This window comes from Oscillibacter sp. PEA192, from assembly GCF_003574015.1.
GTDB lineage: Bacteria > Bacillota > Clostridia > Oscillospirales > Oscillospiraceae > Oscillibacter > Oscillibacter welbionis.
Genome location: NZ_AP018532.1, coordinates 1,998,722 through 2,020,958 on the forward strand (window position 1 = coordinate 1,998,722; position 22,237 = coordinate 2,020,958).

The 22,237-nt window shown below is 55.4% G+C and carries 23 protein-coding genes; 20 read left to right on the plus strand and 3 right to left on the minus strand.

Going from position 1 to position 22,237, the window contains the following annotated elements:
* Both DN611_RS09865 and DN611_RS09870 read right to left on the minus strand, forming a co-directional pair.
* Positions 1 to 1,752, minus strand: coding sequence for an ABC transporter ATP-binding protein (locus DN611_RS09865; protein WP_119311212.1), 1,752 nt, complete (start codon positions 1,750 to 1,752; stop codon positions 1 to 3).
* Between the two features lie 60 nt (positions 1,753 to 1,812).
* Positions 1,813 to 2,439 carry a TetR/AcrR family transcriptional regulator gene (locus tag DN611_RS09870; protein WP_119311213.1) on the minus strand — a complete coding sequence of 209 codons (627 nt, stop codon included), beginning with the start codon at positions 2,437 to 2,439 and terminating at the stop codon, positions 1,813 to 1,815.
* Between the two features lie 404 nt (positions 2,440 to 2,843).
* Between DN611_RS09870 and DN611_RS09875 the strand changes: the two genes are divergently transcribed.
* The 15 genes from DN611_RS09875 to DN611_RS09945 all read left to right on the plus strand — a co-directional run bounded on the left by DN611_RS09875 (position 2,844) and on the right by DN611_RS09945 (position 17,056).
* Complete coding sequence (locus DN611_RS09875) at positions 2,844 to 4,244, plus strand: Mov34/MPN/PAD-1 family protein (protein WP_119311214.1); 1,401 nt, start codon at positions 2,844 to 2,846, stop codon at positions 4,242 to 4,244.
* A gap of 32 nt (positions 4,245 to 4,276) precedes the next feature.
* Positions 4,277 to 5,026, plus strand: a complete 750-nt coding sequence (locus tag DN611_RS09880; RefSeq protein ID WP_333637359.1) for a ThiF family adenylyltransferase — start codon at positions 4,277 to 4,279, stop codon at positions 5,024 to 5,026.
* Positions 4,936 to 6,120, plus strand: a complete 1,185-nt coding sequence (locus tag DN611_RS09885; protein WP_145985092.1) for a DNA polymerase III subunit beta — start codon at positions 4,936 to 4,938, stop codon at positions 6,118 to 6,120. The genes DN611_RS09880 and DN611_RS09885 overlap by 91 nt, the downstream gene beginning before the upstream one ends.
* A 19-nt stretch (positions 6,121 to 6,139) precedes the next feature.
* Positions 6,140 to 6,859, plus strand: coding sequence for a hypothetical protein (locus DN611_RS09890; RefSeq protein WP_119311217.1), 720 nt, complete (start codon positions 6,140 to 6,142; stop codon positions 6,857 to 6,859).
* Between the two features lie 261 nt (positions 6,860 to 7,120).
* On the plus strand, positions 7,121 to 8,548 hold the full coding sequence (locus DN611_RS09895) for a DUF6094 domain-containing protein (RefSeq protein WP_009259473.1): 1,428 nt from the start codon (positions 7,121 to 7,123) through the stop codon (positions 8,546 to 8,548).
* Between the two features lie 13 nt (positions 8,549 to 8,561).
* Positions 8,562 to 9,143, plus strand: coding sequence for a hypothetical protein (locus DN611_RS09900; RefSeq protein WP_009259472.1), 582 nt, complete (start codon positions 8,562 to 8,564; stop codon positions 9,141 to 9,143).
* Complete coding sequence (locus DN611_RS09905) at positions 9,140 to 9,439, plus strand: hypothetical protein (RefSeq protein WP_009259471.1); 300 nt, start codon at positions 9,140 to 9,142, stop codon at positions 9,437 to 9,439. Before DN611_RS09900 ends, DN611_RS09905 begins: the two co-directional genes overlap by 4 nt.
* Positions 9,440 to 9,449: 10 nt before the next feature.
* Positions 9,450 to 10,061 (plus strand): hypothetical protein, encoded by a 612-nt coding sequence (locus DN611_RS09910; RefSeq protein WP_009259470.1) that lies wholly within the window; start codon positions 9,450 to 9,452, stop codon positions 10,059 to 10,061.
* Complete coding sequence (locus DN611_RS09915) at positions 10,062 to 10,736, plus strand: hypothetical protein (protein ID WP_009259469.1); 675 nt, start codon at positions 10,062 to 10,064, stop codon at positions 10,734 to 10,736.
* 13 nt (positions 10,737 to 10,749) lie between these two features.
* Entirely contained in the window at positions 10,750 to 11,715 is a 966-nt protein-coding gene (locus DN611_RS09920; RefSeq protein ID WP_119311218.1) for a Rad52/Rad22 family DNA repair protein, read from the plus strand.
* 16 nt (positions 11,716 to 11,731) lie between these two features.
* The gene (locus DN611_RS09925; RefSeq protein WP_119311219.1) at positions 11,732 to 13,600 is read left to right on the plus strand and encodes an AAA family ATPase; all 1,869 of its coding nucleotides are present in this window, start codon (positions 11,732 to 11,734) and stop codon (positions 13,598 to 13,600) included.
* 14 nt (positions 13,601 to 13,614) lie between these two features.
* Complete coding sequence (locus DN611_RS09930) at positions 13,615 to 15,045, plus strand: hypothetical protein (protein WP_119311220.1); 1,431 nt, start codon at positions 13,615 to 13,617, stop codon at positions 15,043 to 15,045.
* A 188-nt stretch (positions 15,046 to 15,233) separates the two neighbouring features.
* Positions 15,234 to 16,229 (plus strand): DUF6744 family protein, encoded by a 996-nt coding sequence (locus DN611_RS09935; protein ID WP_009259465.1) that lies wholly within the window; start codon positions 15,234 to 15,236, stop codon positions 16,227 to 16,229.
* A 23-nt stretch (positions 16,230 to 16,252) separates the two neighbouring features.
* Positions 16,253 to 16,669: a hypothetical protein gene (locus DN611_RS09940; RefSeq protein WP_119311221.1), complete on the plus strand. Its 417-nt coding sequence runs from the start codon at positions 16,253 to 16,255 to the stop codon at positions 16,667 to 16,669.
* 78 nt (positions 16,670 to 16,747) lie between these two features.
* On the plus strand, positions 16,748 to 17,056 hold the full coding sequence (locus tag DN611_RS09945) for a hypothetical protein (protein WP_119311222.1): 309 nt from the start codon (positions 16,748 to 16,750) through the stop codon (positions 17,054 to 17,056).
* Between the two features lie 116 nt (positions 17,057 to 17,172).
* Here DN611_RS09945 and DN611_RS09950 read toward each other — a convergent pair whose 3' ends face one another.
* Complete coding sequence (locus DN611_RS09950; protein ID WP_119311917.1) at positions 17,173 to 17,508, minus strand: helix-turn-helix domain-containing protein; 336 nt, start codon at positions 17,506 to 17,508, stop codon at positions 17,173 to 17,175.
* Positions 17,509 to 17,694: 186 nt separating this feature from the next.
* On the opposite strand from DN611_RS09950, the gene DN611_RS09955 reads away from it, so the two are divergent.
* The 5 genes from DN611_RS09955 (at position 17,695) to DN611_RS09975 (ending at position 22,234) form a co-directional block, all read left to right on the plus strand.
* Complete coding sequence (locus DN611_RS09955; protein WP_119311223.1) at positions 17,695 to 18,042, plus strand: hypothetical protein; 348 nt, start codon at positions 17,695 to 17,697, stop codon at positions 18,040 to 18,042.
* Positions 18,043 to 18,165: 123 nt separating this feature from the next.
* Complete coding sequence (locus tag DN611_RS09960) at positions 18,166 to 19,146, plus strand: helix-turn-helix transcriptional regulator (protein ID WP_119311224.1); 981 nt, start codon at positions 18,166 to 18,168, stop codon at positions 19,144 to 19,146.
* A 128-nt stretch (positions 19,147 to 19,274) separates the two neighbouring features.
* On the plus strand, positions 19,275 to 19,877 hold the full coding sequence (locus DN611_RS09965; RefSeq protein ID WP_119311225.1) for an MptD family putative ECF transporter S component: 603 nt from the start codon (positions 19,275 to 19,277) through the stop codon (positions 19,875 to 19,877).
* Positions 19,878 to 19,992: 115 nt separating this feature from the next.
* Positions 19,993 to 20,766, plus strand: coding sequence for an energy-coupling factor transporter transmembrane component T family protein (locus DN611_RS09970; protein ID WP_119311226.1), 774 nt, complete (start codon positions 19,993 to 19,995; stop codon positions 20,764 to 20,766).
* Position 20,767: 1 nt separating this feature from the next.
* Positions 20,768 to 22,234: an ABC transporter ATP-binding protein gene (locus DN611_RS09975; protein WP_119311227.1), complete on the plus strand. Its 1,467-nt coding sequence runs from the start codon at positions 20,768 to 20,770 to the stop codon at positions 22,232 to 22,234.
* Positions 22,235 to 22,237 lie beyond the last annotated feature (3 nt).

The window sequence follows — 22,237 nt, forward strand, 5'->3', positions numbered from 1 at the left end:
TTATTCCTCCTCTCCGTCCCGAACACCCAGATAGGACTGCCACATCTGCCGGTACAGCGGGCAGGAGGCCAGCAGCTCCTCCTGCTTCCCCTGGGCGGCGATCCGGCCGCCTTCCACTACAACGATGTTGTCCGCGTCGGCTACCGTGCCCAGCCGGTGGGCAATGACGATCAGGGTCTTGCCCTTCGTCAGACGGGAGATGGCCTGCTGGATGACCGCTTCATTCTCCGGGTCGATGCTTGCGGTAGCCTCGTCGAGAATGACGATGGGCACATCCTTCAGCATGGCGCGGGCGATGGAGATACGCTGCTTTTCACCCCCGGACAGGTGGCCGCCGCCCCCGCCGCAGATGGTGTCGTAGCCCTGATCCAGCTGGCGGATGAAATCATCGCACCCGGCAGCCCTGGCTACCGCCTCGACTTCCGCATCGGTGGCGTTCAGACGGCCCATGCGGATGTTGTCCCGCACCGTGCGGTCAAAGAGGTAGTTGTCCTGAGATACATAGGCGATCTGGCGGTTGAGCTGTTCCAGCGGGATTTTCCGCAGGTCCACACCGCCCAAGGCGACAGAGCCGCCCGTCACATCCCAGAAGCCGGCGATGAGCTTGGCAATGGTACTCTTACCGGAGCCGGAGGGACCCACAAGAGCGGTCACTGTCCCCGGTCGGATGTCCAGGTTTACATCGTGGAGCACTTCGCCGTCCTCCTGCTTGTAGGCAAAGGACACATGATCCAGCCGGATACCCAGCCCATTCAGCTTCGTCTCTATCGCAGGGCGCTTCAGCTCCGGGGCGTCCAGAATGGCGGAGATCTCACCCACATTGGTGCCCACCACCGCCAGTTCATCCACAAAGGTCATAGCCGATACCAGCGGTCCGGTAAGCCCCAGGGACAGCACGACGATGGTGAGGAATACAGCTGTGCTCAGGCTTCCACCGCCCCACAGCAGCAGACCCACCGGCAGGACGGGCAGCAGCACCGAGGGGATGACCGCCTGCATGACCGCCATATACTTCTGGTTATCCGCCATCCAGTCCACATAGTATTGGGCGTTTTCCGTCACGGCATCGGAGTACCGCTTGTAGGACCCGGCGGACTGGCTGAACGCCTTGACCACCTGGATGCCTCCCACATACTCCACGATGGCATTTGCCATGCGGCGGCCCACCTCCACGGCGCCCTGCCAGCGGACGGCGTAAGTCTTGCTGCTCTGGGAAGCCACCACGATCCCAATCACCGTGGTCACCAGGGAGGCGAGCCCCATTCGCCAATCCAGGACGAAGATATAGACCGCGATGCTCACCGGCACCAGCAGATTGGAGGTCATCTCCGGCAGCAGATGAGCCAGGGTGGGCTCCATCCCTTCCACCCGGTCCACAATGGTGGTTTTGTACTGGCCGGAGGGCGTGTCCAGGATCGTCCCCATGGGTACCCGGCTCAGTTTGGAGAGCAGATTTTGCCGCACCCGGCGCAGCGTGTGATAGGTGGCCGTGTGGGACAGGCTGGTAGACCATGTGGAAAACAGCGCCTTTCCCCCATAGCCCGCCAGAGCAAGGCCACACCAGGGCAAACAATCCGCAAGGCCGCCCCCTTCCAGCAGCAGCCCAATCATAGCGGCTACGCAGAAGTAGGGCACCATACCGCAGGCCACCCCCAGCACCGCCAGGGCTACCGAAGCATAAAATCCACCGTGCTCACCACTTGCCCAGCCCCACAGCACGGCAAAGGGTGAGGGCGCTTTCTTGTGATCCATAACCTAAAACCCCTTTCTTTTGGTTAGTAAACGCTAACTTAGAATCAAAAAGAAAACCCTTTATTCAAAGGGAATTCCAAGGAGACGGAACCAGCCCGCGGAGTAAAAATTCCGCAGATCATCCATATAAACCATCGCTTTTTCCCGCGGCATATCATGGCGGATCGTCTCAAACATCCCATTGAAAAGCGCGGTGGACATGATGTGGATCAGCTCATCATCCAGACGCCGGATGGGATAGCCGGCGTCCACCATTCGATCCACCAACAGCCGTCCGGAGTGGTCCTCGATTGCCGCCAGGGTATCCAGATAATGCTCATATTTTGTCCCAGAGGAACAGCAGGCGATGAGCTTGAATGCGTCAAAGTGGTCGTAAAGAAAGTCCATCATCCAGGAGGCTTCCTTGTCCGGCACCTCCGGGAGCTTTTGAAGTTGCTCCTCCAAGTTTCTTCCAGCAAAGGTCTGTTGAAGGGTCCGATACCGCTCTACCAGCTCATGGGCAGGCTCTCTCACCAGTCCGTCAAACAATGCCTCCTTGTCCGTATAGTAGCGGTAAATAGCCCCAGTCGTTACTCCAAGAGAAGCCGCGATGCTTTTTAAGGATGCTCCCCGGAAGCCGTTTTCCATAAATTCCCGCTTCCCAGCCTCCAGCAGATCCGCCCGCAGCTTTTCGTTTACAGGGCGCATGTTCTTCACCTCTTTCGATAACTATATTATTTAATAACGATATTATCTTAAAACGAGCATCTGTATTTGTCAAGCCCCTATTATAAAAAATGGATAGTGTGAGGAAGTGAAGTATCGACATATACCTATCAATAATGCTGGCTTCTTTTCTATTCCTGCTATATCTCATGTTTCAATTTGGCAAAAAGCGCAACTGTTCAAGAGGCGAAAAAGGTGGTATGCTCTACTTGTATTTAGGTCAGATTTTGTAGGTCAGATTTTTACCCGTGAGGGGCCAATGCGCCCCGAGCGGAGACTTGCCAGAACCTAAATACCGGACCGACCACGCACAAAAACCGCAGTTACTCCATTCAGGGGTGGCTGCGGCTTTTTTGTGCATCAAACACAGAAAGGAGCACACGACCATGAATGAAAACCTGTTTACATTCCCTGGAGGGACAGCCGAGGAGAGCGGTGACAATCCATTCGACCTGCGTGGTTTCACTGAATTGACCGGCAACGACACCCAAAACCCATTTGCTGATCTGCTCGCGGGCGGAGAAGCGGCAGAAGGCGCCGGCGCTGCGCAGGCAGATGACCCGATCCCGGAAGAAAAAGACGAGACCGCACAGCATCACGAGACCGTGGAAGAGGATGAGTCCCATGAGATTTCCAAATCTCCGGCCCCTCAAGATCCACAGCCAAAATCACCTCCTGCGCCGAAAGCTGAGGAGGACCATGCCTCTGATAGGCCGGAGGAGACGGAGGACAATCCCCTTCTTGCCGCTATGGAGCGTCAAGAAGAAAAGAACGCCCAAAAAGCGGCCGAACCCATCTTCGCCCAGCTTCCGGTGTTCTCCTACAATGGATCGGAAGCGCCCATCGAAGACACTGAGCAGACATTCGATGAACTCCGCCTCTCCAAGCTGACGGACTTTCCGGAGTTTGATGAAGCGCAGAGCCTGAGCTGGAAAGTCGTTTACGGCAAGATCGTCAAGGAGATTGCTCTCCCCAAGAAAACCAAAATCGGCCAAATCAAGCGCGAGATCGAAACCTCCAAGGAATTTATCAACGCTTTGAAGAAGGCAACCGACAAGCACCCCAAGTGCCTGGTCAAACCCTCAATCAGTATGCAGAAAAAGGGAGATGCCAGTGCATATAAGGGCGCTTTTTTGCATCTGTCGGAGGCCCAGGCCTCGCCTAAAACCATCACCTTTATCCCCGGACGGGATGGAAAGGTCTATGAGCGCCGTATCACAGGCGCGGGGGAGTTTGTCACCCCCGCTGAAAACATCACCGTGCTGGATGAGATTCGGCCGGGTTTCCACCCGTTCCTGCCCCGCATTCCCTATTCGCTGATGGAGCAGGCCATAGGCCTGTTCCGCACGATGATGCGCAAGGGAAAGGGGCGGCAACCGGCGGAGGCCCTGGTGCATTTCTACTGGGATAAGCAGGAGCAGCGGTACTTTATTCGCGTCCCGAAGCAGATCGTGAGCGGAGTTTCTGTTGACGCCCTTCTGGACGATGAAGAGCTGATGACCAGCGACCGCTATATCCACTACGCTGACCTGCACTCCCACAACCGGATGCCCGCAGTATTTTCCAAGACGGATGACCATGACGAAAGGGCAACCCGGGTCTATATGGTAGTCGGCCGGCTGGACCGTTATTTCCCGGAGATCACAGTGCGCATCAGCAACGGTGGGCGCTTCCTGGAGATTGCCCCCGAGCAGGTCCTGGAGATGCCTCCGGTAGGGCACTTTCCCCCGGAGTGGCTGACACAGATCTGCACGGATGCAGAAGGCGCTTTTGGGGTGGCCGCATGAACTTCTCAAAAAAACGGCCTGTAAAGATTATTATGCTGGGCGCCGGCGGGACCGGAGCCCACATTGCGCCGCACCTTTACCGGCTCTTATATGCGTTGGAGCGTCCGGTGAAATTTATCATCTGCGATGGTGATAAAGTGGAGCCTAAAAATCTGGTGCGCCAGAATTTCACTGAGGCTGACCTTGGCGAAAACAAGGCCAGGGTAATCGCAGAGCGATATTCCGATGTGTTCGGCCTTGAAACCTCGTATATTCCCCGTTTTATCGAGGATGCCGGACAACTGGAAGAACTGCTCAGACCCGAAGTATTTCGGCACTATGTGTACGGGTCTGAGCCAAACACGGGCAGATGGGTCACCAACTCGGAACTGGTCATTTTGATCGGAGCCGTGGATAACAACAAGTCTCGTAAACTTTGTCACGAGGTATTCCTCAGAGCGCGGGACCTGATCTACATTGACTCCGGGAATGGAGAATACACCGGCCAAATTGTCTGCGGCATCCGCAGAGCCGGCAAAACCGTCTACAAGCCTGTGGGGATGCTTTACCCGGAGGTAAACACCCCGGAAGATCTGTTCCCCACGGAGGTCTCCTGTGCGGAAGCGTCGGTCTCCGCCCCGCAGACTATCGTGGCAAACCTGATGGCCGCCACTGCCGTGGTCACTATGATCTACAACATTCTGGTCATCGGTTGCAACACCGTACAGCAGACCACCTTCTCTACCAAATCGGTGAACATCCGATCTTTTCAAAAACAGCCAACGAGGAGGAAAGCCGCATGAGTATCTTCCATGCCTATGTTGACGCCGCACACTTCCACGAAGCATTGGGCAATGTGCTGCGCTTTGCCGCCAAGCGTTCCCGGCTTCCTATTTTGGAGGAAGCGCAGGTCCGCTTTGAGGATGGGCACTGTGTCCTGACCTGCACCAATTTAGACCAGTGGTGTATGAGTACGATTCCCTCAGTCGGGGATTCTTTCTCCTTTGTGTTTGCGGGGACCCGGAAAATTCTCTCCGCCTGCAAATACTTTTCTGGAGAACTGGAGTTCACTTACACGATTGAGCCCACTGAGACAGTCCCTGATCCGGAGGGCCAAATTTCTATCAGCGACGGGAAACGGAGCCTGAAACGCAGTACGGAGCGCACTTCCGATTTCCCCGAGCTCAAGGAGAAGCCTTTGGATCGTCATTACCCTGTCAATCCGAAAAGACTGCTGGAGCGGTTCAAGCGGGTGAAATACGCCGTTTCCTCGAATGACGCCAGACCCAATCAGTGCTGTATTGAATTTCTGAAAGACAAGATCATCGCTGTGGACGGCTACCGTTTGGCAATGAGCACCGATCCCGCCGTCAATGTGGAAAAACCTTTTTACATTCCGCCGGAGGTCATGGCAGAGCTTACGATGTTCAAGGAGCAGGACTGCACGATCTCCGTTGGAGAGGAGTGGGCTGCGGTTGAAAGCGAAACGCTGCGTGTGCTCACCCGGACACCCGGCTATGACGGCTTCGATGTCGAAAGGGCGATTCCCACATCGTTCAGTACGGAATATCCCGTTGATGTAGACCGCCTTTTGGATGAAGTCAAGTATCTCAACGGCTTTATCACCGCAAAAACCCGAAAGCCGATTCGGTTTGACGGGGGCACACTCTCTCTTGAAACACCAGGAGGCACCTATCTCTCCAAGGTCGGCCTGCCGCCCGTTGAGGCGCGGGGCTTCAACCCGAAATACCTGCTGGAGGGGCTGGAGCAGTTCAAGGCAAAGAAAGTGCATACGGTCACCATGAAAATGGGACACCCGCACTCTCCCATGATCCTGACGGATGGTAAAGACGACCTGGCCATGGTCCTGCCGGTCCGTCTGAAAGAAGTAGCATAATAAAAAAGGAGTGCTCACAATGAAAAACCTGTATATTCCCAAGGGGAAAACCCTGCATTACGAGATCCTGTACTGCCAGAACATCGTCAATGACGGCACGCTGATCGTGGACGGAACGCTGCACGCCCGGAGCATTTCCGGCAAGGGCATTTTGAAAGCCGGCACAGTTTCCGCCCGCCATGTGGCGGAGATGGATATTGAGTGCGCCACGATGAATGGAGAAACCATGGCCGCTGAGCGTGTGTGCGCCGCTGAGATCGTCCTGTCCGGCTCCGCAACTGTGTCCTGCTATCTGGAGGCGGAGTATGTAGAGGTCCCCAAGCTAACCATGGCAAAGCACAACATCGGTACCCTCAAGGCCGATGATGTTATCACGCTTCCGGAGAAAAAGCGCGGGATCGTCGGCACCCTGGCGGCAGGCTTTTTTCGCCGCTTGTGGCTGTCCGTGATCCACCGTATTCCGGTAGACGCCCCGTATGTCCAGGTTGCAACTCCGGCACCGGAAAGCACCGATACGGAGCAGGAACAGCCAAAGCCGGAGCGGGCCGGCGATTCTCAGTCTCAGCCCGTTACCCAGCCAATGGATCTGGACCTGGAAGAGGATTTCGAGTTCAAGCGGCTCAAGGCCATGTACCGTCTCCTGAAAGACTGCGGATACACCCTGCGTATCACAAAGCAGGAGGAGCCCGTGCTGACTCCGCGGGAGGATAGTGCGTCTACCCTCCCCAGGGCTGCGTGACCTATGGAGGACATCATCATCCGGCAGCGCCGGGAGGTGACCGCCATGGGGATAACCCGGGTCCGGGAGCTGTGCGCCCAAGGCTACATAGACCAGTCAGGCGTTTTTCGCCTGAAACGCTGTGTCGGCCGATATGGGCCGAAAGAGCCGTGCAAAACGGCAAACCCTGTTATTACAAACCGTGCCGCGTAGGCACTGAAAGCAGAGGGGGACTGTGCGGAGCGCGGTCCCCCTCTGGCTAAATCACGGAGGTGATCAAACATGGAGCAGGTAAACGAGGCACAGCCTCAAAGCCAGCCCCCTTCCCAGCGGTTTTATGCCCTGGAACAGCTTGGCGAGCTTGCCGGTACCATTACTTTGATTTCGGAGGGCCTGCAAGCCTATCGGGCTCAGGTTGCCGGGCTTTTGGCCGGCCAGAAAAAGGCGGAGGCATTTGAACTGTACCGCCTGCTGGAGCGGCAGCGCACTTATCTGGTCGAACAGATCCGTGCGACCCGGCCTTTCCTGATGGAGCTGGAGAATCCGCTGGCCCCTGCCGCGCAAAAGCTGGCGGAGCAACTGGCAGCCTTTCCGCTGATGACCGCGGACTACTCCAAACTGACCGAAGTGCTGAAGCGGTTTGCGGACGCGCTTCCAGACCATCAGACCACAGACGCCTCAATCATCGGGCGCCTGATGAACAATGTCCGGCTGGGGCATTACCCCACGGACCTCACGCATGTGGGGTATATCGCCAACAGCATTGTCTTTCCCGCAGAGAACACGGCCAACCTGATTGACCCATGCTGTGGAACAGGGGACGCCCTGCTCCGGCTCGCCCTGGGGACGGACAGCCAATGCTACGGCATTGAACTGGATGACCACCGGGCGGAACAGGCACAGCAGCAGTTGTACCGTGTCGGCTTCGGCAGCTTCTTCGGCTCCAATATCAGCCCAGGAGCTTTTCATGCCGTTTTCCTGAATCCGCCCTATCTGTCTGTCCTGTCTGAGAATGGAGGACGGAGCAGAGACGAAAAGCGGTTTCTGATTGAGAGCATCCCCCTTCTTATGATGGGCGGGCTTCTGATCTACATTGTCCCCTATTACCGCCTGACGGCAGATCTGTGCGGCATCATCTGTGACAACTTTGAACAGGTGCGTATTCACCGCTTCCTGGACAGGGAGTTCAAGCAGTTTAAGCAGGTGGTCGTCACAGGCGTGCGCCGCAGACGGACGGAGGCGGAACAGGATGCGGAGGCGCTGTGCTCCGCCGCGGAGCACCCGGAGACCTTACCTACCGCCGACCTTCTGCCCAAGGCCTGCTATGAGCTCCCGGCAGTCTCCAAAAAGGTGGAGACATTCCGGGGGGCTGTGTTCAATGAAGACGAGCTGGCCCGCCAGCTGGCAAACTCCACCGGCTTTGACCGGCTGTTTGCCAAAAGCCGGCTGGACAGCGAGATCAAGCGTCCGCCCCTGCCCCTGTCTATCGGACAGGTGGGGCTGATCGGCGGCTCCGGCCTGATCAACGGACTGATGGAGTGCGACTATCCGCATATCGTCAAGGGCCGGATCATCAAAGAGAAGCACACCGTCACGGATGAAAACAGGGGGCCCCATGGGCGCCTGATTTCCACCGAGATACGGGAGACGATTTCCAACCGGATGATCTTCAATATCCTGACGCCGAGCGGTTTCCGCTCGCTGACTTAAAGGAGAAAGTGATATGAACGAAAAAAACTATTTTACCATTGTTGTGCCTCTTTCCCCTGATGCACAGAAAATCGTGCAAGGCAACCCATCAGCCGTCCCGCTGCGGGCGGCGGTTTGGTCGCAGGCGGCGGAACGCATGAAGCCGCTTCTGGGAGGTGTCTGCTCCCGTTTCTCTCCCGCGGTAGCCCCCTATGGAGAGCCGCTTCACCTGCCCTTCGGCGTCGCTTTGGGCGGTGCAGAAGCCGAACAGTTTCTGCTCTGCTATTTCCATGCCAGGGAAAATCAAGAGGAGGAGATCAGGAGCCGCACTCAGGCCATTCGAGCTCTGGGCAGAAAAGTTGGTCAGTTCCATCCTGATGAAGAAACGACTTTGACCGTCATGGCGTTTCGTTCTTCTGATCCTGAACTGCATAAGCAGATGGATGTTGCCCAGCGTTTCTTTTCCGACGATATTACCGCCGCTGCGGGTCTGTACTATTTAGGCTTTGGCTCCAACTACATCAATGAGCAGCAGGAGCGGCAGATCCTCTCCAATCCGGAGGCTTATGCTCTCTGTGTGGCTGAGCTTCAGCCAGTGGAGGAAGCAGCGCGATGAGGAAAGTGTTAGACCTTGGCGAACTCCATAAACAGCTCAGACAGACGGAGGAACATGAGCCGCACTTCGACGAGGAGCTAAACCCCTACCTGCTGGACACAGTTCTTCCGCAACTGGAGGGTGAGGAGCCCATCCGGCTGGAGCAAATCGACTTTGATCAGTTCGACGAAGAGGACCCGTTCACAATCCTCGACTATTATTACTGGCGGGAAAATCTTTGTAATACGATGCGCCACATCAACAGGCGGATTTCCGACATTTTGCCGTCTTGTGTGAAAACCAGAGCGTTTTTATAGGAGGCCGGACATGGACGAAGATACTTTGAACGCAGCCATGAGGATCTTAAACATGGCAAAAGTGCTGGAGAGCCACGGGAAATTGAACAGGCTCATGGATATGCTTGGAGATTGCACGGAGATCACCTGGGATAATCAGTGCATGGTGGAACGGTTTGCCTGTGAGAGCGTATTTCAGAATACCAAGTGCTATGAGCAGTGCGGAAAGCAGGTCTCCCATCATGCGTATGAACCGGATCGTGAGGTCTATGTTCTGCGCGACCCGCTGCTGGACAGGTTTCATGCTTTGTGCCGGGAATATGAATCCCGAAGAGGGATAACCCGAATTGAAAACCCCTATGCGCGGGAGCTGGAGGACGCGGTCCACAGTGCTATGCGCCTCAGCAACTATAACTTTGATTACCTTTGGGTAGACGGCTCGGAGGCGCGGAAAAGCCCCAAACTCCTGCTCTTTCTGTTCGAGGAGTTCTACTCCTTTGATGAGATTCCGAAGGCTCTGTGCGACATCCTGGACGCCTGCCAGAGCGGAATCAGGGAATTAGAACAGGAGCTGAAGAAGCCGGCGGGCAAAGTAATTGCCCTGCCTTCTCAGCCTGCGCTGAAGCAAAAGGAGGCGGCATAAATGGAGGCCAGCAACGACATTATGATCCGCATTTCGCCCAATGAGGGCAAAATCACCGTGGAAGAGGACGCGCAAGGTGTCTTCTCCCGGAAAAGCATCACCGAGGAAGATCTGCTTCGGTGCTTCAAAGACAGCCTGCGGACAGCAGACGAGGGCTATCACAGCGGTTTCCTGCCGCTGAATACTATCTCGCTCTATCAAAGCGAGACGGTAAAACGCTTCGTTCTCTGGCACCCCAGGCTGTACGCCGATGTTTCGGTCTACGATACGCCCTATCCCCACTTCCCGATCCCTCGTCTGGTATTTGGCTTTTCGCTCAATCAAGAGGGGAAAGCATCCCATTGCCGGATTGGGGTGGTGGCGGATGAAATCCCGACCCCGGAGACACCCATGTACTACTATCCATTTTCCAATGTGAGCCGCGAAAGCGGGAGCCTTTGCGTGGGAGCCAACACGCTGCCAATCTATAAAAAGCCGCACAAGGCACACAACCTTCCAGCGTTTCTCCTGAGTATTCCGAACAACATGCACTATTACAGCAGCTCCAACAACAAGTTAGGACTGGAATATCGGGAACTCATGGAGCATCTGAAGGACAAAGACCCCGAATACTACTATTCGGACATTCTCATCCCCAAAAAGGAAACGCTCGGCGAGTTTATTCAACGGGCCTAAAGGAGCGAATATCATGTGGAACAAATCAGCGGAAGAACTTCGGGCGGCCCTTTCCGCCCCCTTTCAGAGCGCCGACATTGAGTGGCGGATCTCCGCGACCAATTCAGCAAAGACCAGCGGCCTGGCAGTGCCCTATGTGACCAACCGGGCCATCCAAACCCGGCTGGACAGCACAGTGGGCATCGACGGCTGGCACAATGATTTTGTGCCGTGGAAAGGCGAGAGCGCCCAGCTGTGCGGCATTTCCATCTATTTTCCGTCCCAGGAGGCGTGGATCACCAAATGGGACGGGGCCGATGACAGCGATATTGAATCGGTCAAGGGCGGCCTCAGCGACAGTATGAAGCGGGCCGCGGTTGAGTGGGGCATCGGCCGGTATCTCTACGGCATGACGCAAAAATGGGTCTCCATTGAGCAGAGGGGAAAAGGGTATGTGATCTGCAACGACGAACGCCCCACCTTGGACGCCGTCCATGATCAGTGGGTGCAGTCACTCCAGCAGAAAAAGGACCACCCCGGCGAACAGGACAAACAGGGCCATCACACCCGGAGCCAGTCTACCAATTCCAATGGCGGTCCCCGCCAGCAGGGCGGACAGCCTGCCCCTCAGAGGCAGGGCGCAACCCCTCCGCCGCAGCCGCCGCAGGCACAGCCCGGGCGCCCGCCCCAGCAAGCCCCTCAGATGCAGGGACAGCCTTCCCAAGGCCAGACCTCCGCTTCCGGCATCCCGGCCGGGTGCTATCTGGTGACCGGCGCTGTCCTCAAGCCGACGATGAGCGGAAACAGCCGCACCAGCGTCCAGGTCATGGACAGCGCAGGACAGGTCTTTCAGGCATATACTCGGGGAGCCGACAGCCGGCTTGCGCCGGGACTGATCCTGACAAACGCGAATTTTTCCACGCAACACAGCAACGGCGTCACCTTCTATATTTTGGAGGCATATCAGATCCTCGACCTGGGCTCAGAACAGGCCGCATAAGTAAGGAGGCAATCAAATGATCCAACCGATCAAGCAATTCTGTGTGACCCGGCTTACAATCAGCGGGTTTAAGGGATATGCGGACCAGAAGACCTTTCAGTTTGGCGGCATGAATGTGATCTCCGGCCATATGGGCGTGGGGAAAAGCAGCATTGCCGATGCCATCGCCTTTGCCATCACCGGCGTGGGCTTCTATGCCGGCGCGAAGATTGACTACCTCTATCATCAGGATACCCGTGATTTGCTGGTAGAGCTGGAGTTTGAGGATGAGTCCGGCAAAGTTCGGACACTCGCCCGCCATCGTAAGGATGACAAAATGGACATCACACTGGATGGCATCCGCATCGGCCAGGGGGATCTCACCACCATGTTTGGGGAGCGCGATCTTTTCCTGTCCATGTTCAATCCGCAATACTTTATCAATGTTTTGGGCAGTAAGGGCCGCAACCTTTTGGAGCGGTATCTGCCGGAGGTACCCAAGGCGGAAGTTCTCGCTCAGCTCAGCGACCAGACGCGGGCACTGCTGGAAAAGCAGGAGTTTCTATCCGCGGAGGCTTACTCCAAGCAGCTGCGCGAACAAGTGACCGACATAGAAAAGGATATGGTCTACATCCAGGGGCAGATTGACCTGCACGCCTCCCAACAGAAGGAGCAGGCACAGGAGCTCATGGAAGCTCAGGTAAGGCATACACAGCTTCAGGAGCGAATCAGTGAACTGGAGTGTAAGCGCACCACAGGTTTTGACGGGAACAGTTTGAATGACCGGCTGGCCGACCTGTACGCCCGTTATGAAGAATTACAGCGGGAAAAACCGGAGATTGCCGACACGGAAAGCCTGGATGCCCAAATTCGGGCCGTGGCTGAGAAGGTGGCCGGCCGCAAGGCAGACACCTACCAGAGCAAGTATGCCGACGCGCTGGCCCAGGCGCAGGCACGCATCCACAAGCTCAGTGTGGAACTCAAGCAAACCAAGCACATCCACGACGGCTTGAAAGCAGGGGTGAAGTGCCCTATGTGCCGCCAGACCATCACAGAGCAGACCCTGCCGCAGGTGAAGGGGGAATTTACTGCTTCCCTGCGCCGCATCCAGGCCGAAGGCTGCCAGCTCACCGCCCAATTCAAGGAGGTCCAGGAGCTGGACGCCAAGGCGCGGGCCGTTTTTGAGCAGTACCGGGAGGACGACATTGCCGCCGGTGAAGCCAAGCTGAAGGAGCTCAGTGGCCGACGCACACAAGCAGTGGAACAGGCCGAGAAACAGCGAAATCTCCGCCAGCAGGAGCTTGAGCGCCTGCACAGCGAAATCCAGAGCACTGAGCTGGACCGGGAGTGCGGTATGCTCAGCCAGGAGGAAATCGAAGAACTGAACAGGGCCCGCACGGAGTTTACCGAGCTCAATGCCAAGATCGGAGTGTTGTCGGAGCTGGTCCAGGCGTCTCCGGAGGCCGCTGAAAAGCAGGAGCAGGGCATCAAACAGATGCAGGCGTCCATCCAGCAAAAAAAGGAGCTTCTTTCCGCCCTGGCCTTCTATATCTCAAAGCGGGTAGAGCTCAACTTCTCTAAGCTGAAGATGAACCGGGTGTCGATCACCCTCTATGATGTGGTGAAGAGCACCGGCGAAGTCAAGGATGTATTCCGCTTCGTTTATGGGGGACGCGACTACATTTGCCTGTCTCACTCCGAGCGAATTCGAGCTGGACTGGAAGTTGCGGAGCTGATCAAGCGCCTGCTGGGCGTCGTGTACCCGACCTTTATCGACGATGTGGAGTCCGTTCCCGTCATCGACAATGTGCGCCCCACCGGGCAGGTGTTCATCGCCAAAGTGATCAAGGGCGCCGCGCTGCAGGTCCAGGTGGCCGACAATACGGGTGTCCCGAAAGCCGCATAAAACGGTGAGCGCCTATGGGCAAGCATCGCTCCGGCCATTCTTATCAGGAATTTCCGATCCTGAATGTGGCGAGAAGATGTGGGCTTGTCCTGAATGACCGCACGCTGGAATGGGAGGAGGTGGAAGCCTCCTGCCCATTCTGCGGCGACCATGGGCCAGGAAAGCACCATCTCTTTCTCAATACCACCAGAAATGTCTTCCGCTGTGTGCTCTGCGGAGAAAAGGGCAACAGCGTGTCCCTCTACGCCAAGATGGAGGGCCTTTCAAACCGGCAGGCGTTTCGGGCGTTATCGGAGGACAGCGTTCTTTACCGATTTCCCCAACAGCCCCTGTCACAAAAACCGGCGGAACGGGAGCCCAGCTCCCTGGCCGTCCGGCACAATGTCTACTATGATATGCTCATGCACCTGGAGCTCTCCCCCAAGCACAAAGCCGATCTTTTGGCTCGGGGATTGAGTGAGGAGCGTATTGAGCAAAACATGTACCGCACTCTGCCCATGTCCAGCTCCGCCCGGCGTTTTCTGGCGGGCATCCTTTCCGACTTTCACAATCTGGAGGGCGTCCCGGGCTTCTATGTTGACCGGGGATACTGGAACATTCTCGGCCATTCGGGGCTTCTGGTGCCGTGCCGCGACAGGAACGGCTATATCCAGGGTCTCCAGATCCGGCTGGATGATGAGACCAAGCCGGATCGAAAATACCGGTGGCTCTCCAGCCGCGGCAAGGCTCATGGGACCCGCAGCTACTCCTATATCCATGTCACCGGGAATATCCATGCCAGGACCGCCTATCTCACAGAGGGAGGCTTAAAAGGCGATGTGGCCAGCTTCCTGGATCACGACGCGCTCTTTCTCTGCTTTGCTGGCGTGACGGCCATCGCCGGCCTCAAGGATGCGCTCCAGTCCATGGAGAATCTGGAAGAGGTCGTGGTTGCCCTGGACATGGATAAGCTGGTCAACTGGCGGGTGCGAAACGCCCTGGGAAAAATCATGGAAACGGTACAGAGCATACCCAATCTCCGGGTACGCCTGATGAACTGGAACATGACCTTCAAGGGCGTGGACGACTTCTACAAGGCCCGCAATGAAGCGGCCTCAAAGGGTGTGAACATTTTGGATATGACTTCAAACTTTATCACCACGCGCCTGGAAAGCCTGTGGAAACAGGAATATCCCGAGCAGGACCGCGGCTTTATCCACACCTGCGAGTGGGAGGAATTAACAGTTCCGATAGACCAGCTGACTGCCGGGAAACCTGCGGACATGAAGAAAGCGCAATACTATCTGAAGCTCCTGTGGGCAGGGAAAGTGGACTTTCCGCCCCTTGTCAGCGTCAACGGCGTGGTGATTGACGGCCTGCACCGATTCTGGGCCTATCAGCAGATGGGGTATCAGACGGTGACGGTCTATCAGAACAAGCCGTGGGCCATGCCCACAGCGGCATAGGGCCCGCCAGCGAAAGGAGAACGCTTTGCCAACCAACCGTTTATGCTGCTGGTGTGGAGCTCCGGCAGAGTTTTCCACATACCGGACGATTTATGTGGACACGGAATACGAACAGGCAAGCCGATACTTTGAATGTGCGGCCTGCCATCAAAAGGCAACCAAAGATTTGATTTCGGAGGTAAAAAACCATGTTGAACAATGAGAAAACCATCCGCTTTGAAGACTTTGCCGCCGTTTCTCAGGACGGCGGAGATGTTTTGGGAAAGGTGCTGTACTATTCACTTTCCAGCATCCTGATCGACCGGGACGAGTTGGAAAGCCTGTGTGACGCCGTAGGATTTCCCAAGGGCAGGAGCAATCGGACTGCCATGGGGGACGCTTTTCGTTCCGCCACCGGCGATATTTACGAGCGCCGGGTAGTGAAAACCGACAGCGGCCCACAGATCTTCAAGGTGTACTGCCGGGATAACAAGGGGGGAAACGCCTCTGTGATCTCCCGTGAGCTGGTCAAGGAGACCGTGCATGAGGACACCAATGAATACCGCAAGCTGGCCAACATCACTTTCAATAAGACCAGCAAGCTGTTTTCCTATGATAATCTTGTCTCCGATCCGTTCATCGACCCGCTTCCGTACTGCATGGAGGCGCAGAGGCTTTTTGAACTCTACCAGAACTGCGCCGGCCGGCGGCAGATTGAAACCCTGCTGGAGAACTATGTGGACTCCATGCAGGCCGTCAAAATAGGCCGGGGACATTTCTTTTTCGTTCCCCGGGACTTTGCCGCCAGATTGCAGGTGTTTGAGGACTTTGTGGAGATGCTGGAGGAGCATAACCAGCTCAAGCGCCCCGACCGTGATCCGCTGGAGGTCAACAGCATTTATGTTGTGGACGACGCCAAACAGCGCAAGAAGATGACCGCCGCTTTCTATCGGTCTGTCCGCAGGGAGATTGCCGAGTATGAGGAGCGCGTCACCCACCTGATCCAGAGCGGAAGCCAGAGTCCCAAGATCATGGATCGCTGGGTCATGCGCATCCAGGGCCTGGAGGAGAAGAAGCGGAATTATGAGAATATTCTAAAGCGCGAACTTACCGACCTGGACGAGGAATTTACCTCTCTCCGCTATCTGTCGGACGAGCTTCGGATCAGAGCGGCGGGGCTCCGCGTCCATCAAAAGGCCGCTTGAAATACCTGGAATGGAGGAGCAAGGTGAACAAGGAAAAGAAGGATGGGCCGAGCATCGAAGCCCCCCAAGCAGTCAAGCATCCAGATAAACGCCCGCCGTGCTACCGTTCGGAAACACGCAATCCCTATCCGCTCTGCCTGGGATGGGGGATGAAAGCCTGTGCCCACTGCTGTCTCTGGACAGACTATGATCCCGATGAGGACGAAAGCCGTGTAAACCTGCCGCTCTCCCTGGCGCAGCTTCAGGAGATGGACGGTACTCCCGCCTGGTGGGAGTGCGGACCAGAATACAGCTGCTGGGGTATCATTGCCGTGGACAGTAGCGGGCGTTGGGAGGGCATCCCTTTCTTTCAGGGGCGATGGCGTGAAGTCAATTTTGTGTATAACATCGAAGCACGCAACATGGCGATCTACCGCCGTCCGCCCTATGAGGAAACCTGATAAACCGCGCCCCCGCTTTTCTGACGAAACAAGTTCGGGGCACTGCATAAAAAACAAACCGGAGAGGAGCGCCTTGATATGACCTACCAAGGGAAAGAAGTTTTTACCTTGGACAATTTCGACTATGCCGCCGCAAAGCCTGGAGACTATGTAGAGGAGGCTGTGGTGGATGCGGCCATGAACTGCCTGCCGCCTATCTGCATGAGCAGTTCCTGTTCGCAAATGGGGGACCCCTATGGTATGCGCCAGGACCCTACAACCGGGGCATGGAGATCCACCTACGCCACATTCAAGCGTTGCCTGGATGTCTCCGGCATCTGGGAGTATTGTGGACATTGTTTTTCGGGCGAAACCGTAGAGCGCGGGACGCCGCCACCCTATATGTAACACACCAAATTAAGTAAAGAGCCAATCAACGCTCCGGCCGCAGGCGCGGCCAATGAAAAACCCGAGGGGATACGCCGCATGGCGTATCCCCTCGGGCACTTTTATTGAGAGACGGCTTACTGCTCCGCTCCACCCTCCCGCAGGGGAAGGGAAAGGCGCTGGATCATGGCCAGCACCAGGGCCGCATCCTGTTCACTCAGCTCTCGGATAGCGTCAATGGCCTTTTGCACAGTCGGAGAAAGGGAACGCTCCTCGTCAAAAAATTCGGACAGGCTCATATCAAAATAATCCGCGATATTAAATAGCTCCTGTGTCGATGGCATGGACTTCCCGGAGGTGATGCTCTGGATGTAGCTTTTGCTGTGTCCCAGCTCCAGCGACATCTGATATTCTGAAATATTCCGGGCCATTCGGAGCTGAGTAATACGCTTTGCAATATAGCTCTCGTCCACCAAGTATCACCTCTTTGCTTTGATGATACCCGATTATTCAAAAATGATGTTCGCCGACAGCGTGATTATATTTTGATATTAAGCCGCTGTCACTTGTTATTTACCGCTTATACTTGTATAATTTTATTTATATCATTCCGCTGTAATCGGTAGGACTGGTACTGCCGGAGGGAATAGAAAGGGTGTATGACCATGAAGCAGCGTTCTGAGACTGCGGCGGACCGGGCCGCTTCGTACCTGAAGGCAATGGGAATACGGGCCTCCAGCAAGGCTTATCAATATCTGCTCTTTGCTTTGACTCAGTTACAATGTGGGACCCCATTTCAAAACTCAATCTGGGAGCTAACGGCGATCCACTTTGGACAAAAGCGGGAAAATGTGCTGGCGTGCGTGCGGCGTGAGATTGCCCATGCCTTCCGTATGGCGCCGGACAGTTTCATGGATGAAACCATTGGTATTATTCCAGACCAACCGCCTAAGGTGATGGAATTTTTGCGGCTGGGGCTCTACGAGATAAATAATTCCGGATGTTAAATCTTTCATCCCTTGTTGTGGGATAGGGGTCATCGTTGAATTTATCTTGACGCAGTTTATTGAATAGAGTATTATTTTAATTAGCTATAACTAACCAATCCGCTCCAGGAGTGAAATTCAACTATGATGTGCGGAAGTTTTTATCTGGGCAAGCTCTATCATGATTTAATCACAAATTCTCCTCAGATTGTTACTATGAGTATTCCGGCAGAGCTTGGAAGTGGGCAGATTTCGCAAACGACCATTAAACACGGCGTCATTCTTTCGGACTGGCAGATGAATTATCGCTCCGATATGAATGTGCACGGGCCTGTCAGCAGGGAATACATACAGATCGTATTCTGCCTGAATGACGGTATCTCCTGGGGAATCATGAATGAGCACCGCTCTGTTACCATTCAGAAAAACGAGTCCTGTATTTATGCCGGACACGGTGGTACGGAGCATATCTGTTATACGAAGGACAGTCATTTCTCATTCAAGAGCATCAAAATCCCCATTTCCTATTTTACACAACTGCTCTCAGAGTATTTTGACGGACAGGAGACTGCCGCTTATGAACGGAAACTCTTGGACGGGATCTCGAAAGTTCCCGTTACCCCCATGATGGAGCAGATATTATCGGAAACAAGCAAATTTTCTCAATATCGCGGAGGATTGGGCTACCTCTATTTGGATGGCAAGCTGTTGGAGTTGCTGTCCATCTATCTGGGGGAAGTTTTGGAATTGGACATTCTGATGGGCAAAAATATTTCCATGTCCCGGACAGAGCGGACCGCCATCATGGAGGCGAAGCGGATCATCGACAGCCAGTTAGCCTTTGCGCCATCCTGTGAAGAATTATCCCGCCAAGTACATCTGAGCCTCACGAAATTAACCCGCGGTTTTTTAGCTTTTTATGGCAGATCAATTCATCAATATGTTATCGAGCAGCGATTGGTACAAGCAGCGCAGCTACTTTTGGAGGGGGATTGGAATGTGACGGAAGTTGCCTCTATTGTAGGTTATGGAAAACCGAGCAACTTTGCGGCGGCCTTCAAGAAAAAATACGGTGTTGCACCCAAACATTACAGAGAGACACGCTTCAACCACACAAAGCAGTGACCTTTAACTGCTTTTGGGTGAAAATGGGCAGGTTTTGGGTCGAATTAGAAAAGCATAACTGATACAATATGCGTTGAGGTTAGTAAGCGCTAACCTCAACGCATATTGTTGTATAGAGGAGGCAAAGCATGAAACAGAAGTTGAATGCGAAAGATTTTATCCTAATCGGCGTCCTGACCGCCCTCATGTGGATCATCTGCATGATTATCAGCACCATTATGAGTGTGGCCGGCCCAGTGACCAATGTGTTTTACCCGGCGGTTGTTGCGATCCCCAATGGCATCGTGATGATGCTCTTACTGGCTAAGGTGCCGAAAAAGGGCGTGTTCACCATCTGCTCCGCAATCCAAGCTATCCTGTTCCTGCTGGTGGGCGCTTTCTGGTTTATCCCCATCGGCTTGGTGGTCGGCGGCGTGATCTGCGATTTTCTGGTCATGGGCCGAAAGGAAATCACCATGAAGTCCATGGCCGTGGCCTACGCCCTGTTCAGCGCCATTTTCGCCTTCAGCGCCATCTGCCCCATCAAGTTCCTCCAGAGCGCCTTTGTGGGCGCCATGGAGAAGAACAACATTGCCCAGGAGTACATAGACGGGATGCTGAACATCACCTCCGTCCCCATGCTGGTAGTCATCGTTGCGGCCGGCCTGGTGGGTGGACTGATCGGCGCCGTGATTGGGCAGAAGGCTTTGAAAAAGCACTTTATCAAAGCCGGACTCGTTTCAGTCAAATAACAAGGCACAGCCCCTCGGCAGTCAATCAGACAAACGCAGGCAAGCGGGCTGCCTGATCTCAGGGCGCGGGGCTGAAAATGGCCCCGCGCTTTGATTTTGATAGGGAGGCATTGGAATGGAAGAATCACAAATCAAACAAATCATTGAACAGCAGCCCCTTCATGGATCGGCACTGTTAGATCCCCGCTGCAAGATTTTACTTTTGGTCTGTATCGGGTTTGTCAGTTACTTTTTGGCCGGGGAGGTGGTCAGCCTTGCGCTCATGCTAATGTATGGCCTGTTTATTGCCGTGGGGAACGGTGGAAAATGGGCCTTGAAGATGATTGCGGTCTACATCATCATCGCCTATCTCAACGCCCTGCTCCGTTATGTGCAGGTGCCGGTATTGAGCGTGATTATGAGCGTGTTCGGCGTGACGCTTTTGAAGCTGATCCCCATTGTGATGATGGGCCTTTGGATTTTGCGGACTACCTACATGGACGACCTGATGGTGGCGCTCCAGCGGATGCGGCTGCCCCAGGCGGTGACGATCCCGCTGGTGGTCATGTTCCGCTATATCCCCACCCTGCGGATCGAATACCGGCAGATCCGCAGCACCATGGACATCCGGGGGATCAGCGATACCTTGTGGAAACGGGTATCCCATCCTCTTGCCACCATTGAGTATATTTTAATTCCCCTGCTGATGCGGTGCCTGAAGGTCACGGACGAGCTGGCGGCCTCCGGCACCACCCGGGGGCTGGAGCTGGAGTGCAGACGGTACGCCCTGCGCCCCATCCGCTTCTCCTGGCCGGAGATCCTGGTGTCCCTGCTGGGCATCCTTTTCTTGGCGGCGCTGCTGGTCCTGGACCAGACCCGAATCGGGGAAATCATCTTGTGGAGGGTGTGACATGATCTCGTTTCAGAATTTCAGCTTTCGCTATGAGGAGAGCAAGGACTTTACCCTCCGTGGCATTGATATGACGGTGCAGACCGGCGAATTTGTCCTCCTGACCGGGCGAAGCGGCTGTGGCAAGACCACGCTGATCCGCTCCCTCAACGGCCTGATCCCGCACTTTTATCCCGGTGAGATACAGGGAGACCTTGTGATGGACGGGCGCTCCCTGCTGGAAATGAAGCCCGCGCAGCTGGCCGGACAGGTGGGGACGGTATTTCAGGACCCGCGCTCCCAGTTCTTCATGACGGACACCACGCGGGAACTGGCCTTTGGCTGCGAAAATATGGGCCTCCCCCGTGAGGAAACCATTGACCGCATCGCAAAAGCCGCAAAGGATCTGGAACTGGCGGACTACCTAAACCGGAGCATCTTTGCCCTGTCCAGCGGAGAGAAGCAGCAGATCGCCGTGGGCTCGGTCTACGCGCTTTCACCAAAGGTCTATATCTTCGACGAGCCCTCCGCAAACCTGGATTATGCGGCCACCAAGCGGCTTGCGGAGATCATGGGAAAATTGAAGCGGAACGGATACACCATCTTTGTGGTGGAGCACCGCTTTTACTATCTGCGTGATCTCATTGACCGGGTATTTCTCATACAAAACGGGAAAATCGAACAGGAATTTACAAGGGAGCAGTTTTGCTCCTTACCGGAGGAAACGCGCATATCCTATGGGCTGCGGACTGCATATCCGGAGCGGGATGCGGAGCATTATCAGGAAAAAGAATGCCGCCCAATGGGGAAACACCTGCTGAGTGTGCAGGGCCTTTCCTTTGCCTATCCCAAAGAGCAGGAGGTCTTTCGGAATGTCAGCTTTGAAGCCCACGCCGGGGATGTGATCGGCATCCTGGGCCACAACGGAGCGGGCAAGACCACCCTCTTGTCCATCCTGACCGGCCTCTTGAAGCAGCGGAACGGCGAGATCGCCTTTGACGGCAGGAAGCTCACTCCACGCCAGCGCCGGGCGCTGTCCTATCTGGTTATGCAGGACACGGATTACCAGCTCTTTGCCAGCAGTGTGGAGGAAGAACTCTCCCTGGGGATTCGGGAGGACTGCAAAGAGAAGGTGGACGCTGCACTGGAGGCGCTGGAGCTGTCCAAATACCGGGAGCAGCACCCGGCGGCCCTCTCCGGCGGGCAGAAGCAGCGGGTCACCATTGGCGCGGCCATCGTCAAGGACAGCCCGGTGATCTATTTTGACGAGCCCACCAGCGGTCTGGACTATGACTCCATGGTGCGGGTCAGCCGGCTGATTGAACAGTTGTCCGCTTCCGGCGTGATCGTGTTTGTGGTTTCCCACGACTTCGAGTTTATCGTCCGGACCTGTACGGAGGTGGTCCAGCTGGACGACCAGGGGGCTGTTCAAAATCACCGGCTCACGCCGCAGATATTGAAAGCTCTGTCGGAACAGTATTTTCATTGATGG